A 14,819-nucleotide genomic window follows, 5' to 3' on the forward strand; every position below is an offset into this window, starting at 1 on the left:
TCACGCGGCCGCATCGCGCGATGCATGTCCGGCGATCCACCGCATCCCGCCGCTCCGCGCCATCGACGAAACGACGACGCTCGCCGTCACGGCGCCGGACAATCGATATGCTGCATGGCCCGATGGCCGGCGTCGAGCCGCCGGCCATCGGACGCGGGCAATAGACAAACTACCCGTGATGCATTGCGGAAGCCGGACGGTCACCCGTTCGGATAACGCCGGCTTCCACGACCCTCGTCGCTCAGTTCTTCACGATACCGAGGTTGGAGCCGACAAGCGGAACCCCTGCGCCGCTCCCGCTTGCGCTATTGCCGATCAGGCTCCTGAAGTTCAGAGCAGCGAGCGCGCCGTAACGCTGACCGTAGCCGTTCACGAATGCGATGCGGCTGCTCGTCGCCGAACGGGAGACGTAACCGAAGTTCCCGCCGACCAACCCGCCCAAATCGGCGTCGCGGCCACCGGAGACGGTGCCGCTCGAAGACGACGCCACGATATTGCCGCCGTTGGAGCCGACCAGGCCGCCGACGCGACTCATTGCTCCGCCATTGACCGAGCCGGTGGCGCTGGACCCGTCGACGCTGCCCATCAGGGTGCCGATGAGGCCGCCGACCTGGCTGTTGTCACCGGCTTGCACGTCGCCCGACGCGCTCGACTGCGCGATGCGCCCGGACTGGTTGTAGCCGATGAGGCCGCCCGCATCGGACAGGTTGCCGGCCGTCACCTTGCCGTCCGCCGCCGACGCCACAACGGTTCCGGTATTGAGCCCGATCAGGCCGCCGACGCGGCTGCCCGAGCCCGCCCGTACGTTGCCGTCCGCGCTCGAACTCTTGACGCTCGCGAAGTTGGTGCCGACGAGACCGCCTGCGGCGCTTCTGTTGCCGGCATCGACGTTGCCCGACGCGGCGGACGCGGTAACGACGCCGCTATTGACGCCCGCCAGGCCGCCCGCGGTGCTTTCGTCCGATGCCTTCACGTGGCCTTCGGCCGTCGATGCGTGGATGGAACCGCCGTTCTCGCCGACGAGGCCGCCGAGCGTTCCCTTGCCCGTCACCGTCACGTCGCCGCTCGCCGTCGAGGCCTCGATGGTGCCGAGGTTCCGGCCGACGAGGCCGCCCGCCGCGCTGTTCGCGGCGGCTACCACGGTGCCTGCCGCAGTCGACGCGCTGATGGCGCCCTTGTCCTCGTTGAAGCCGACGAGGCCACCCGCCCAGCTCGACGCGCCCGCCTTCACGTTGCCGTTCGCCACCGAAGCCGCGATGCTTCCCCGGTTCAAGCCGGCGAGACCGCCCACCTGGCCGGACACGCCCGCGACGACGACGCCGTCGGCGCTCGACGCATCGACGTTGGCATTGTTGACGCCGACGAGGCCGCCCGCGATGCCCTTGTCGCCGACCGTGACCGCGCCCGTCGCGCGCGATTGCGCGATCGTGGCGTCATTCAGGCCGACAAGCCCGCCCGCGACCGCGTTCTGACGCGCCGTCACGCTGGCGGACGACGACGAGCCGACGATCGTGCCGCCGCGCGTGTTCAGACCAGCGAGACCGCCAACCAGCGCCTTGTCGCCGTTCGCGACGACGCTGCCCGCGTTCGACGAATACTCGATCGCGCCTGCATTGACGCCGACAAGACCGCCCGCGGCGCCATCGAGGGCGGCAACCACCCGAACGTCGGCGTGGCTGTTGGCGATCTTCGCTGCCTGCGACTTCGGCCAGATCGCCGTGACGTTCTCGCCGACCAGACCGCCGAGCGCGCGCGTCCCGCGATCGCCTTCGACACGCCCGCTCACGCGTGCGCGATCGATCGTGCCGCTGATGTTCGAGCCGACCAGGCCGCCGACATACGAGACGCCCTGACCCGCGACGACGACGTCCCGGGCGTTCACGTTCGAAATCGTGCCAAAGTTGACACCGGCCAGCGCGCCAATGGAGAGGGGCGCCGTGGCGGACGCAGTCGCCGCCGCGCGGATGCCTTGCAGCGTGACGTTGGCGATGCGGCCACTGTTGGCCGCGAAGAGACCGACCGGGCCCTGGCCGGGATTGCTGATATTCAACCGGCTGAGGGTGTTGCCGAGACCGTCGAACACGCCGGCGAACCCATTGCCGCCACCGATGCTGCGGAAGCTGGCGTTCCCGCCGTCGATCGCGTTGCCGAGTACGTAGCGGCCGTTCAGGTTCGTGTCGATCTTGCGCAGGCCGTCGAGCGTATGCAGCACCTGGTAGTCTTCGCCGTTCGAACGGTACGACGCGCTGTCGCCCGACAGCGTCACCACGGCCTTGTCGCTCCCGAGCGTGTGGCCGTTCTTCGCGTTCAGCTCGAGATGCGCGTCGCGGCCGGTGAGCTTGACGGCATCGTTCACGTTGATCCCGTTCGCCGCGTCGACGCGCAGGCTCGCCTTCTCGCCGGTAGCCGAAAGCGCCTGCTGCAGATTGACGTTGCCCTTGCGCGACGCAAGCACGAGCGCGTTGTCGCTCGTCCACGATACGGGGCCGCCGACCATCAGGTCGCCCTGCGTGTTGGCGAGCTCGACACTCGTCGTGCCAAGGCTGCGCGACAGCGTGTCCGCGCCGATCGACCGGCCGGCGACATTCGCGCCGTTCACGCCGGCGTTGGCGGCCTCGATAGTCCACTTGCCCGCGGCATTCCCCGAACGCGTATCGACTTGCACGCCGTCGGCCACGTCCACGCGTTCACCGCGGGTCGTCACCGTGCCGGCTGGCGCGCCGCCTTCGGCCGCGCTGGCGTCGAGCCGGCCGCCGACGTTCACGGCGCCGCCGTCGAGCGTGATCCTGCCGCCGTGCCCGCTCAGGCCGCGCGCCTCGATCGTGCCGGTGTTGTTGACCACGGCGCCGAGCAGGTCGCCGGCTGCACGGGCGCTCATCAGCACTTCGCCGCCGTCGGCCTTCAGCAGACCGCCGTTGCGCACCTGCGCGTCGACGGCGCCACCGTCGACCTGCACGCTCAACAGACCGTTGCCGTCGAAGTTGACGCTGACTGCGTTGCCGGCCACGAGCGCGACATTGCCGAGCCTGGCCTGAATCACGCCGTTGTTGGAGACGCGCGCACCGAGCAGCGCGACGCTGCCGCCATCGGCGGCGACGATGGTGCCGTCGTTGGCGACGGACTGCCCCGACGTGCCGGCGAATCGGTAATTACCGGCGAGGAAGTTGGCATCGGAGAGGCCCTGCGTCGACGCGACGAGGCCGCCGACGTTGACCTGCGAGCCGGCGCCGAACAGGACGCCGTTCGGGTTGACCAGGAACACCCGGCCGTTGGCGCTGATCTGGCCGTCGATCTGGCTGCCCCGGTTACCGATCACGCGGTTGAGGGCGATCGACATCGCATTGGGCTGGGCGAACGTGACGCGCTCGCCGCCGGCGACGCTGAAGTCCTGCCAGTTGGTGATGAGCTTGTCGGTATGCTGATTGATGGTCACGGTGCGGCCGTCGCCGGACTGCGCGATGTCGGCCTTGCCGGCGGCGATCTCGGCGCCCGTCGGGAGCGCGAAGGCGGGGAGCGCGGCGCAGCCGAGCAGCAAAACGGCGGCCGCGGCGATGCGCTTGCCGCCTGATTTGCCATGCCGGCGCGCGGTTTCCCCGACCGCGGTCCAGGTTCCCTGGGTGTGATTCCACACCAGTGCATAGGTCTTGTTCATCGTTGTTGTTCCTCGTGGTTGAGTTGATTCAACTGCTTGAAGCGATCCGCATGCACGACGTGCGCATGCGGTCGGGGCGGGAATTGCACCCCTTGCCGAACTGCCCTGCTCCGTCAACGACGGGCAGTCCGACCCACTGCTCAGAAATATTGGGTCGCCTGCAGCCAGACGCTCGGCGAACGGGTGACGGTCGCGACTTGTTCGGCATTGCCCAGCGGCCACGCGGCGGTCACGCTGAGCTGCCGGCTCGTGCCGTACCAGTTCAAGCCGAGCCCTGCCGCCGACAGTTGCAACGTGTTGAATTCACGTTCCCATGGCTGCTTGTTGCGCTGTATGCGTCCCGTATCGACGAACGTACTGACCTGCCAGCCTGGCGCGGCGAGATAGCGAAGCTCCGCGCTGGCCTGCCAGCCTTGGTCGCCGCTGCCTGCGCCGAGCGCATACGCGCGTACGCCGTACGGGCCGCCGAGGCTGAACTTCTCCGATGCGTCGAGATTGCGCGATGCGAGTTGCGCGCTGAATCGGGTGTAGAACTGCAGCCGCTGCCCGAGCGCCTGCAGGCGCAGCGCGCTCAGGTTCAATCGGCTGAAGCTGCCGTGCGTCTTCGCGAACGCGTTCATGTCGAGCGGATCGTTTCCGCGCAGCCGACCGACGCCGAGCGTCGCCGAGAAGGCGTTGCGACCGCCGCCGAACCACCCGTCCTCGCTGTTGCCGCTGAGGCTCAAGGTCCACAGGCCGACGTGCTTGTCGCTCAGGACGCCGAATGATCCGTAGTCGTCGTGGAGGCGCTTGTTTTCGTAGAGGATTTGCGCGGTGACGCGGGCACGCCGGCCGCGCAGCAGCGGCTGCGTCACGAATGCGCTCTGCACGGTGGCGCGACCGTGGTAGCCGATCGCCCGAAGCTCCCGGCCGAGCCGGTACGTCATCGCCGAGTAGGCGACGCCGATCCGCGTCGACGCGGGTCCGACCGGCACCTGATAGGCGGCGCGGTAATAGCGCTGGTTCGCGTTGCTCGTCAGGCCGCGCAGCGCGAACTGATCGCCGAGCCGCAACGGCGAGTTGACATCGATGCTGCCCGTCGCGCGATATCGACCGGTGAGCGGATCGCCGAAGTTGTCGAGTTCGAGCGAGCCGGTTGCGAGCGGCCCGCGTTCCACGTCGATCACGAGATCGGTCGTGCCCGGTTCGGCGCCCGCGCGCAACGTGCCTTTTGCAGCGGCGCCGGGCAGTTCGTCGAGCAGGGTCAGGCTGCGTTCGAGATCCGCGCCGCGCACCACGCCGCCCGGCTGCAGCGAGCCGAGCGGCTGATGCAGCACGCCGTCGAGTACGCGCGAGCGGTTGTGCAGTTCGACCTGCCCGTAGCGGCCCTCCACGACGGCGATGCGAACCGTGCCATGTTCGATGTCCTGGCGCGGCAGGTACGCGCGGGCAAGCACATAGCCGTGCGAACGGTAATAGGCAGTGATCCGGCCGGCCGCTTGCTGGAGTTCGTCAAAGCCGAGGTCGCGGCCGACGAGGTCGGTGAGCAGCGTGCGAAGTTGTGCCGTGGCGAAGACGGCATTGCCTTCCAGTTCGAAATGACGAACGGGTACGCGCAGGCCCGGGTCGGCCGCCACTGTGCCTGAGGCTTCCTGCGGGGGAAGCGCGATATCGGGCCGAGGTGTGTCGGGCAGCGTGGGATGGACCGTCTCGATATCGCGCATCGATTGCCCGGCGTTGGGCATCTGAGCGTGAACGGGGCCGCAGAGCAACATGACGATGCTGAGCAGGCTCGCGTAATGCATCGTCGATCGTGGCGCGCGCACTGCTTTCCGTTTCATGCGCGCTTGCCGGCAGTCGGTGGAATCTGAGAATCGCTCGCGTCGCGGCGGCTCGACATTCGTGGATAACTCGCGTGCAACAAACGTCGTACGGACTGCATGAACAAAGCGAATATCCCACCCCGATGTTTGCCTCTGACGCGGTGAATCGTTTCCCGGTCAGTTATTTCGAACTGCGTGGAATATTACGAAATGCTTCCGATCCTGAAAATTGAACGAGTACTAACGGCGACTCGCCTTTCGTCAGATTTGTCGGATTTATTCGTTTGCGGCATGCAAACCGGGTGGGTCGATCATGAGACGTGTCAGGAACGAACTCGTCGCGATCCACAACGACAGTGAAATCGGCGCACGCCCGGCGGCCTGCCGCATCCTGTAGCATTGGGGTCGCTCCGCTTCCCGTTCGCCTTCGATGTCCGCTCACGATTCGCACGTTTCGCTCGCCCGTCCCGCCGTCGCCAAGTCGTGGCGCGGCCGCCTCGAACTCGGCTTCGAGCGGCACGGCCCGCGCACGACACTCGCACACCGGCTGCACGATGGCCCGCTGCGCGTGCAGCGGCCGCTGTACCCGGAAGGCGACGCGATCTGCCATGCGGTAATCGTCCACCCGCCGGGCGGCGTCGCGGGTGGCGACCGGCTCGACATCGACATCGCGCTCGGCGACGGCACGCACGCGGTGCTGACGACGCCCGGCGCGACCAAGTGGTACAAGTCGAACGGCCTCGATGCGACGCAGCGCATCGGCATCGCGCTCGGCCGCAACGCGAAGCTCGACTGGCTGCCGCAGAACAACCTGTTCTTCGACTCGGCGCATGCGTCACTCGACTTCACGGTGACGCTCGGCGCGGGCGCGAGCGCGATCGGCTGGGACGCGACACAGCTCGGCCGGCAAGCGGCCGGCGAAACCTGGTCGGCGGGCCGTATCGTATCGACCGCCGCGCTCGTCGATGCCGACGGCCGGCCGCTTTGGACCGAACGCGCGCGGCTCGACGCACCCGATCCGCTGCGCGGCGCGCTGCAGGGCCTCGCCGGCTTTCCCGCCTACGGCACGCTGTGGGCCGCCGGCGCCGCATGCGACGCCGCGCTCGCCGAATCGCTCGCCGCGCGGATGCCTTTCGACGACACGCTGCGCGCGGGCGCGACCTGCGTGACGCCCGGCGTCGTGCTCGTGCGTGCGCTGTCGACATCGATGGAAGCGCTGCAGCGCCACTTCACCGACTGCTGGCTGCAGTTGCGGCCGATCGTGCACGGCGTCGACGCACGGCCGCTGCGCCTCTGGCAAACCTGAGCACGCTCGCGCCGCGCACCGTTTCGGCGCACTCCCCCATCGGGCGCCGCACGTTATCCATGCATCGCGCACCACGAACGCGCATCGCGCCGCATTCCATGCACATGGCACGCGCCTTGCTGCTTACATAATCGATACACGGCGCGCGCCAAACAGCGTGGTGCTACGATGACCCGCGCATCCGCCCGGTTACGGGTGCACCGATAAAAATTACGTTTTCCTGAACGTTTGCCTTCATGAAACTGACTCCCCGAGAAAAGGACAAGCTGCTGATCTTCACGGCGGCGCTGCTGGCCGAGCGCCGTCGCGCGCGTGGCCTGAAGCTCAACTATCCGGAGGCGGTCGCGTTCATCACCGCCGCGCTGATGGAAGCCGCGCGCGACGGCAAGACGGTTGCCGAGGTGATGCACTACGGCACGACGCTGCTCACGCGCGACGACGTGATGGACGGCGTGCCGGAGATGATTCCCGACATCCAGGTCGAAGCGACCTTCCCCGACGGCACGAAGCTTGTGACCGTCCACCACCCGATTCCGTGAGGCCACGCATGATCCCCGGCGAAATCCTCACCGACGACGGCGAGCACGAATTGAACGCGGGCCGCGAAACAGTGACGCTCGTCGTCGCGAACACCGGCGACCGCCCGGTGCAGGTCGGCTCGCATTACCACTTCTTCGAAGTCAACGACGCACTGTCGTTCGACCGCGCGGCCGCGCGCGGCTTCAGGCTCAACATCGCGGCCGGCACGGCCGTGCGCTTCGAGCCGGGCCAGACGCGCACCGTCGAGCTCGTCGCCCTCGCGGGCGAGCGCGCCGTCTACGGTTTTCAGGGCAAGGTGATGGGGCCGCTCTGAGCGACGCCTCACGTCCGTCTCTTCAGGAACAGCACGACATGACACTACGCTTGAGCCGCCGCGCGTACGCGGAAATGTTCGGGCCGACGACGGGCGACCGCGTCCGGCTCGCCGATACCGAACTGCTGATCGAGATCGAGCGCGACTTCACGACCTACGGCGAGGAAGTGAAATTCGGCGGCGGGAAAGTGATTCGCGACGGGATGGGCCAGTCGCAGCGTGTGTCTGCCGAGGTGCCCGACACGGTGATCACGAACGCGGTGATCCTCGATCACTGGGGCATCGTGAAGGCCGACATCGCGATCAAGCACGGCCGCATCGCCGCGATCGGCAAGGCCGGCAACCCGGACATTCAACCGGGCGTGACGATCGCGATCGGCGCTGCGACCGAAGTGATCGCCGGCGAAGGGCTGATCGTGACGGCGGGCGGCATCGATACGCACATCCACTTCATCAGCCCGCAGCAGATCGACGAGGCGCTCGCATCGGGCGTCACGACGATGCTCGGCGGCGGCACGGGGCCGGCCACCGGCACCAACGCGACGACCTGCACGCCGGGCCCGTGGCACATGGAGCGGATGCTGCAGGCCGCGGACGGCTGGCCGATCAACCTCGGCTTTCTCGGCAAGGGCAATGCGAGCCTGCCGCAGCCGCTCGTCGAGCAGATCGCGGCCGGCGCGATCGGGCTGAAGCTGCACGAGGACTGGGGCACGACGCCCGCCGCGATCGACAACTGTCTTTCCGTGGCGGACGACACCGATACGCAGGTCGCGATCCACACCGACACGCTGAACGAAGCCGGTTTCGTCGAATCGACGGTCGCCGCGTTCAAGGGCCGCACGATCCACACGTACCACACCGAAGGCGCGGGCGGCGGCCATGCACCCGACATCCTGAAGGTGTGCGGCGAGGCGAACGTGCTGCCGTCGTCGACCAACCCGACGCGCCCGTACACGATCAACACGCTCGACGAGCACCTCGACATGCTGATGGTGTGCCATCACCTCGATCCGTCGATCGCCGAGGATCTCGCGTTCGCCGAATCGCGCATCCGCCGCGAGACGATCGCGGCCGAGGACATCCTGCACGATCTCGGCGCGCTGTCGATGCTGTCGTCGGATTCGCAGGCGATGGGCCGCGTCGGCGAAGTGATCATCCGCACGTGGCAGACCGCGCACAAGATGAAGGTGCAGCGCGGCGCACTGCCGGAAGACGGTGCGCGCAACGACAACTTCCGAGCGAAGCGCTACGTCGCGAAGTACACGATCAACCCGGCGCTCACGCACGGCATCGCGCACGAAGTCGGCTCGATCGAGCCCGGCAAGTGGGCCGACCTCGTGCTGTGGGAACCGGCGTTCTTCGGGATCAAGCCGTCGATGATCCTGAAGGGCGGGATGATCGCCATCGCGCAGATGGGCGACCCGAACGCATCGATCCCGACGCCGCAGCCGGTTCACTATCGCGAGATGTTCGCGACGCGCGGCGGTGCGCTCGCGCGCACGTCGCTGACCTTCGTGTCGCAGATGGCGGCCGATGCGGGCATCGCGCAACGCTACGGCCTCTCGAAGCAAATCGTGCCCGTGCGCAACTGCCGCAACGTGACGAAAGCCGACATGATCCACAACGCATGGCGTCCGTCGATCAGCGTCGATCCGGAAACCTACGACGTGATCGCCGACGGTCAGTTGCTCACCTGCGAACCGGCAACGGTGCTGCCGATGGCGCAGCGCTACTTCCTGTTCTGATTCGGAATCCTTCGTTTCATGCGCACCCTCGACAAACGCATTGCCCCGAACGTGAAACTCGCCGCGTCGCTCGTCGCCCGCGCGCCGACGCTCACGCTCGCCTATGACGCCCGCTGCAAGAGCCGCCTCGCGGCGACGCTCGACACCGGCGAGGACGTCGCGGTCCTGCTGCCGCGCGGCACCGTGCTGCGCGACGGCGACGTGCTCGTCGCCGACGACGGCGCGCTCGTGCGCATCGCCGCGGCGCCGGAAACCGTGCTGCTCGTGCGCGCGGCCGACCCGCTCACGCTGATGCGCGCCGCGTACCATCTCGGCAACCGCCACACGCCGGTCGAGATCGGCGACGGCTACCTGAAGCTCGAGGCCGATCCGGTGCTCGCGGACATGCTGCGCCGGCTCGGCACGCAGGTCGAAGAAGCACGCACGCCGTTCCAGCCGGAAGCCGGCGCGTACGGCGGCGGCCACAAGCACGGGCACGACGCGACGTTCGCCGAGGACTACGCGCTCGCGCAGCAGGTGTTCGGCGAACACCACGGGCATTCGCATTCGCACGATCACGATCACGATCACGATCATCAGCATGGTCCCGGATGCACGCACGGCCACGGCCATGACCACCACTGAACTCGTCGCGCTGCTGCACCTCGCGTCGCCCGCGCTGCCGATCGGCGCGTACAGCTATTCGCAGGGCCTCGAAGCCGCGCTCGACGCGAACCTGATCCGCGACGCCGATTCCGCGCGCGACTGGATCGCCAGCGGCCTGACCGACGTGCTCGCGCACGGCGAATTGCCGTTCCTCGCGCACCAGCTCGCCCGCTGGCAGACGCACGACACGCACGCGCTCGCCGTGGAAAACGCCTGGTTCGTCGCGAGCCGGGAATCGGCCGAACTGCGCCGCGAAACCGAACAGATGGGCTGGTCGCTCGCGCAACTCTGCGCGTCGCTCGAATGGGGCGACGCCGCGCGCCGCGCGACGCTCGCGTCGCTATCGCCGGTCGCGCTGCCGACCGCGTTCGCGTATGCGGCCGCCACGCACGACGCGAGCGCCGATGCGGTGCTTGCCGCGTACGCATTCGGCTGGGTCGAGAACCAGACGTCCGCCGCGCTGAAGGCCGTGCCGCTCGGCCAGCTCGCCGGGCAACGCATCATCGTCGCGCTGCGCGGCGCGATCGACGCCGCCGTACGCCGCGCGCTCGCGACACCGCCCGACGCCGTCAACACGTTCGCGCCGCAGCTCGGCATCCTGTCCGCGCGGCACGAAACCCAGTATTCGCGGTTGTTCCGCTCCTGAACCTCATCGCCAGACCATGAACGCACCTGCCCTCTCCTCCGCCCACCGCACGAAGAAACTGCCGCCGCTGCGCGTCGGCATCGGCGGCCCCGTCGGCTCCGGCAAGACCACGCTGCTCGAAATGCTGTGCAAGGCGATGCGCGACCGGTACGACCTCGTCGCGATCACGAACGACATCTATACGAAGGAAGACCAGCGGCTGCTGACAGTCGCGGGCGCGCTGCCCGAGGAACGCATCATGGGTGTCGAGACGGGCGGCTGCCCGCACACGGCGATCCGCGAGGATGCGTCGATCAACCTCGAAGCCGTCGACCGGATGCTCGCGCGCTTTCCCGATGCCGACATCGTGTTCATCGAGTCCGGCGGCGACAATCTCGCGGCGACCTTCAGCCCCGAGCTGTCGGACCTGACGATCTACGTGATCGACGTCGCCGGCGGCGAGAAGATTCCGCGCAAGGGCGGCCCCGGCATCACGAAGTCCGACCTGCTCGTGATCAACAAGACCGACCTCGCGCCGCTGGTCGGCGCGAACCTCGACGTGATGGCGTCCGATACGAAGAAGATGCGCGGCGAACGGCCTTACGTGATGACGAACCTGAAGGCGCTCGACGGCGTCGCGGACGTGATCGCATTCATCGAGAAGAAGGGCCTGCTGACGGTGTGAGGGTGTGAGGGTGTAAGCGGCGTGGCGGCGCCCTGCGACGCCGCCGCGCGTGTTGCGGGCGGCATCGCGCCGCCCGTCCCGTCTATGCGTCGTCGGCGGCGTCCGGCACGTCCGGCAACGCACGCGCGCCGGCCTCGGCGGGCGGCAGCAGCGCGGCGAGCACGTCGACCGTGCGCGCGGTCGCGCCGCGGTGACGCGACGCGAAGGCCGCACCGGCCGCGCCCATCGCGATGCGCCGCGCCTTGTCGGCGAACAGCGCGTCGAGCACGTGCGCGAGATCGAGCGGATCCTCGACCTGCATCGCGGCACCTGCCGCGACCGCATCGGCGGTCGCCTGCGTGAAGTTGAACACGTGCGGCCCGATCAGCACCGGCACGCCGACCGCGCATGCCTCGATCAGGTTCTGCCCGCCGAGCGGCAGCAAGCTGCCGCCGATGAACGCGATATCGGCCGCCGCGTAGTACGCGCCGAGTTCGCCCATCGAATCGCCGAGCAACACCGTCACGTCGTCCGGCAGCGGCTCGGCGGCCGGGCGGCCCGCCGCGAGCGCGGCCGCATCGGCGGCCCAGACGGAGCGTCGCACGCACTTGAGCCCGCCGCGCGCGACGAGCGCCTCGACTTCGGCGAAGCGCTGCGGATGACGCGGCACGAGCACCAGCAGCGCGCCGGGCGTGCGCATTTCCGCGAACGCCTGCAGCACCAGCGCCTCTTCGTTCTCGCGCGTGCTGGCGGCGACCCACACCGGCCGCGCGCCGATCGCATCGCGCCACGCATGGCCGCGCGCCGCGAGTTCCGGCGGCGTCGTCATGTCGAACTTCAGGTTGCCGAGCACGGTCACGTTGCGTGCGCCGAGCGTGGTCAGCCGCTCCGCATCGGCCGGGCTCTGCGCGAGCACGCGCGAGAAGCCGCCGAACACGTCGCGCGTCGCCGCGCCGAACTTCGCCGCGCGCCGGAACGAACGCGCGGACATCCGCGCATTGGTCAGCACGAGCGGCACGTCCGCGCGGCGGCACTCGTCGATCAGCGTCGGCCACACCTCGGTTTCCATCACGAGGCCGAGCGTCGGCCGCCATGCGTGCAGGAAGCGCCGCACCGCGCCCGGCATGTCGTACGGCAGGTAGCAGCGCAGCACGCGATCGCCGAAGATCTGTTCGCCGGTCGCACGGCCGCTCGGCGTCATGTGCGTGAGCAGGATGCGCGCATCGGGGCGCGCGCGCAGCAGCGCATCGATCAGCGGCTGCGCGGCACGCGTCTCGCCGACCGACACCGCATGCACCCAGATCAGCGGCGCGCGGTCGTCGCGCGAGCGGCCCGCGACGTGACCGAAGCGCTCGCCGATATGCTCGCGATAGCCGCGCTCCTTGCGCGAGCGCACGTAGAGCCGGATGACAGCGGCCGGCGCGACGAGCCACCACAGCGCGCGATAGATCGCCCTCAGCATGCGGCCGCCCGGAGGTTGCGTCGAAGCAGATGCGCGCTCAAACCAGCGCCCTGCCCGTCAGGCGTTCGAGAATGCCGAGCGGCGCGCATTCGCGGCGAACCATCGCATCGACCGGCAGGAAGAAGGTCTGCTCGAGCATGAACTGGCCGGACATCACAGCGTGCGAAGTCTGATCCGAGAAACATATCCACACGCTGCCCGGCGGAAACGGCATCGTTTGCTGTGGACAAGTCTTCTGGTAGTCGAGATCGGCCTTCATCCCGTCGTGCAGGTTCAGCATCAGGTGGTCGTACGCGCTGCGCGGCGATTTCGTCACGTGCAGCAGGTTCAGCAGCCACGCCGAGCCCGGGAACTGCGGCCGGATCGTCGGCAGGAAACGCTTTGCGACGTCCTCGAACGGCTCGCCGACACGCCACACGCGCGGCACGCCGGCCGGATTCACGTTCGTGAACACGCGCAGGATGCGCTCGCCGTAGTTCGGCCGCGACGGGAACGCGTCGACGTGCAGCCGGCTGTCGTCCTTGCGCCACGACGTCTGGCGCGTCTCGACCTGCATCAGCCGCAGGCTCGTCGGCGCGACGCGCAGCTTGCCGCGGTATTCGGGAAAGAGGCCGTCGACGAGCGTGCCGGCCTGCTGCTGGAAGCGCGCGACCAGCGCGCGCACGGCCGATTGCGTGACGCTGTCGCCGAGCACGCCGGCGAGCGCGCCGCCGTTCGGCGCGAGGCTGATGTTCTTGCGTTTCGGATCGGCGAGCGCCGGATCGAGCAGCGCTTCCTCGCCGCCTTCGATCGCGAAGCGCAGGTGCGGAAAATACAGCACCTTGCCTTCCTCGACCGCGGCCAGCAACTGCTCGCGCGGCGCCGACAGGTTGTGTCCGCTCCAGTCGGCGGACGGGACTTCGATGATCTGGGATTCGCTCATGATCGGTTCGCGTGTGGACAGCGTTACAGGAGACCGAAGCCCGCGAGCGCCGACTTCACCTGCGCGATCGACGGGGGCTGCCCCGCCGTGCCGAGATTGACGACGTTCGGCGACCAGTAGCCGCCGGTCCGCCAGGCCGTCGCGAAATTGTACAGTTCGATCGTCGGACGCTTCAGTGCGGCCGCGATGTGAACCAGACCTGTATCAACCCCCACCGTCGCGGCCGCGCCATCGATCAGCCCGACCACGGCCGGCAACGACAGCTTCGGCGGCACGATCGCCGCCGCGCCGAATTCCTTCGCGAGCCGCTCGCTGGTCGCCCGTTCCGCATCGTTGCCCCACGGCAGCACGAGCGACGCACCGCGCCGCACGAGCGCCTGGCCGAGCTCGATCCAGGCGGCGTCCGGCCACTGCTTGTCGGCGCGCGACGTCGCATGGACGAACACGACGTACGGCACCGGCAGGTTCAGGCCGAGCGCGGCCACCGCGAGCGCCGCCGCACGCGTGTCGAGGCCGAATTCGACCGGATCGGCCGGGGTCGGCGCCGGGTCGTCCAGCGCGGCCGCGACGAGCTGGCGCGAGCGCTCGACCACGTGCGTGCGCGGCGCGATCGGCACACGCTTGCGGTAGAAGAAACGCACCGGCCATTCGTAGCCGGCGCCGTCGGTGCGGTTGCCGAGCCCGACGAGCGGGCCGCGCGCCCAGCTCGCGACCCACGCCGTCTTGATGAGGCCCTGGCAGTCGATCACGAGGTCGTACTGCTCGGCCGCGAGGCGCCGACGGAATGCGCGGATTTCGCGCCACGTCGCGCCCGAGAACGGCTTCTTGCGCCAGCGGCGCAGCGAGAACGGCAGCACGTTGCGCACGCCGTCGACGAGCCGCACGAGGTCGACGAAGCTTTCCTCGACGAGCCAGTCGATCTGCGCATCGGGGTGGCGGCGCCGGATATCTGCGACCACCGGCATGTTGTGCACGACGTCGCCCAGCGACGACACGCGCACGATCAGGATCTTTTGCACGCTGAAAAAACGCCGGCTGGGAGCCGGCGACAGACATAAAGGAGGGATTTTATCCCGCCCGGAGGGCCGGACAGACAAAAAGCGGCCGCGCGCCTGAGGCGCGCGCCGCTTTTCGGGGATGGCG

At 68.7% G+C, this 14,819-nt stretch carries 12 protein-coding genes; 7 read left to right on the forward strand and 5 right to left on the reverse strand.

What is annotated here, in order from left to right; translation table 11 throughout:
• Positions 1–241: 241 nt before the first annotated feature.
• On the reverse strand, positions 242–3,874 hold the full coding sequence (locus tag C4B30_RS09680) for a GLUG motif-containing protein (protein WP_325047921.1): 3,633 nt from the start codon (positions 3,872–3,874) through the stop codon (positions 242–244).
• The gene (locus tag C4B30_RS09685) at positions 3,793–5,472 is read right to left on the reverse strand and encodes a ShlB/FhaC/HecB family hemolysin secretion/activation protein (RefSeq protein ID WP_325047922.1); all 1,680 of its coding nucleotides are present in this window, start codon (positions 5,470–5,472) and stop codon (positions 3,793–3,795) included. Before C4B30_RS09685 ends, C4B30_RS09680 begins: the two co-directional genes overlap by 82 nt.
• Before the next feature lie 412 nt (positions 5,473–5,884).
• On the opposite strand from C4B30_RS09685, the gene C4B30_RS09690 reads away from it, so the two are divergent.
• The 7 genes from C4B30_RS09690 (at position 5,885) to ureG (ending at position 11,313) form a co-directional block, all read left to right on the forward strand.
• The gene (locus tag C4B30_RS09690; RefSeq protein ID WP_105132484.1) at positions 5,885–6,760 is read left to right on the forward strand and encodes an urease accessory protein UreD; all 876 of its coding nucleotides are present in this window, start codon (positions 5,885–5,887) and stop codon (positions 6,758–6,760) included.
• A 236-nt stretch (positions 6,761–6,996) separates the two neighbouring features.
• Positions 6,997–7,299, forward strand: coding sequence for an urease subunit gamma (gene ureA, locus C4B30_RS09695; RefSeq protein WP_006406310.1), 303 nt, complete (start codon positions 6,997–6,999; stop codon positions 7,297–7,299).
• 8 nt (positions 7,300–7,307) lie between these two features.
• Complete coding sequence (locus tag C4B30_RS09700) at positions 7,308–7,613, forward strand: urease subunit beta (protein ID WP_027783742.1); 306 nt, start codon at positions 7,308–7,310, stop codon at positions 7,611–7,613.
• Positions 7,614–7,651: 38 nt separating this feature from the next.
• The gene (gene ureC / locus C4B30_RS09705) at positions 7,652–9,358 is read left to right on the forward strand and encodes an urease subunit alpha (protein ID WP_105132485.1); all 1,707 of its coding nucleotides are present in this window, start codon (positions 7,652–7,654) and stop codon (positions 9,356–9,358) included.
• Positions 9,359–9,376: 18 nt separating this feature from the next.
• Complete coding sequence (gene ureE, locus C4B30_RS09710) at positions 9,377–9,982, forward strand: urease accessory protein UreE (protein ID WP_105132486.1); 606 nt, start codon at positions 9,377–9,379, stop codon at positions 9,980–9,982.
• Positions 9,969–10,649, forward strand: coding sequence for an urease accessory protein UreF (locus C4B30_RS09715; protein WP_105132564.1), 681 nt, complete (start codon positions 9,969–9,971; stop codon positions 10,647–10,649). The genes ureE and C4B30_RS09715 overlap by 14 nt, the downstream gene beginning before the upstream one ends.
• Before the next feature lie 16 nt (positions 10,650–10,665).
• The gene (ureG, locus tag C4B30_RS09720) at positions 10,666–11,313 is read left to right on the forward strand and encodes an urease accessory protein UreG (protein WP_105132487.1); all 648 of its coding nucleotides are present in this window, start codon (positions 10,666–10,668) and stop codon (positions 11,311–11,313) included.
• A gap of 82 nt (positions 11,314–11,395) precedes the next feature.
• Here the strand turns inward: ureG and waaA are convergent, their stop codons facing one another.
• Genes waaA through waaC form a run of 3 tightly spaced genes read right to left on the reverse strand, consistent with a single transcriptional unit; the run spans position 11,396 to position 14,695 of the window.
• Positions 11,396–12,754, reverse strand: a complete 1,359-nt coding sequence (gene waaA / locus C4B30_RS09725) for a lipid IV(A) 3-deoxy-D-manno-octulosonic acid transferase (RefSeq protein WP_105132488.1) — start codon at positions 12,752–12,754, stop codon at positions 11,396–11,398.
• A 37-nt stretch (positions 12,755–12,791) separates the two neighbouring features.
• Positions 12,792–13,676: a Kdo hydroxylase family protein gene (locus C4B30_RS09730; protein ID WP_027783736.1), complete on the reverse strand. Its 885-nt coding sequence runs from the start codon at positions 13,674–13,676 to the stop codon at positions 12,792–12,794.
• Between the two features lie 23 nt (positions 13,677–13,699).
• A complete protein-coding gene (waaC, locus tag C4B30_RS09735) occupies positions 13,700–14,695 on the reverse strand; it encodes a lipopolysaccharide heptosyltransferase I (protein WP_105132489.1) in 996 nt (331 codons plus the stop codon).
• Between the last annotated feature and the right edge of the window lie 124 nt (positions 14,696–14,819).

Origin of the sequence: Burkholderia sp. BE12 (assembly GCF_002959955.1) — a bacterium.
In the GTDB taxonomy this organism is placed as follows: Bacteria; Pseudomonadota; Gammaproteobacteria; order Burkholderiales; family Burkholderiaceae; genus Burkholderia.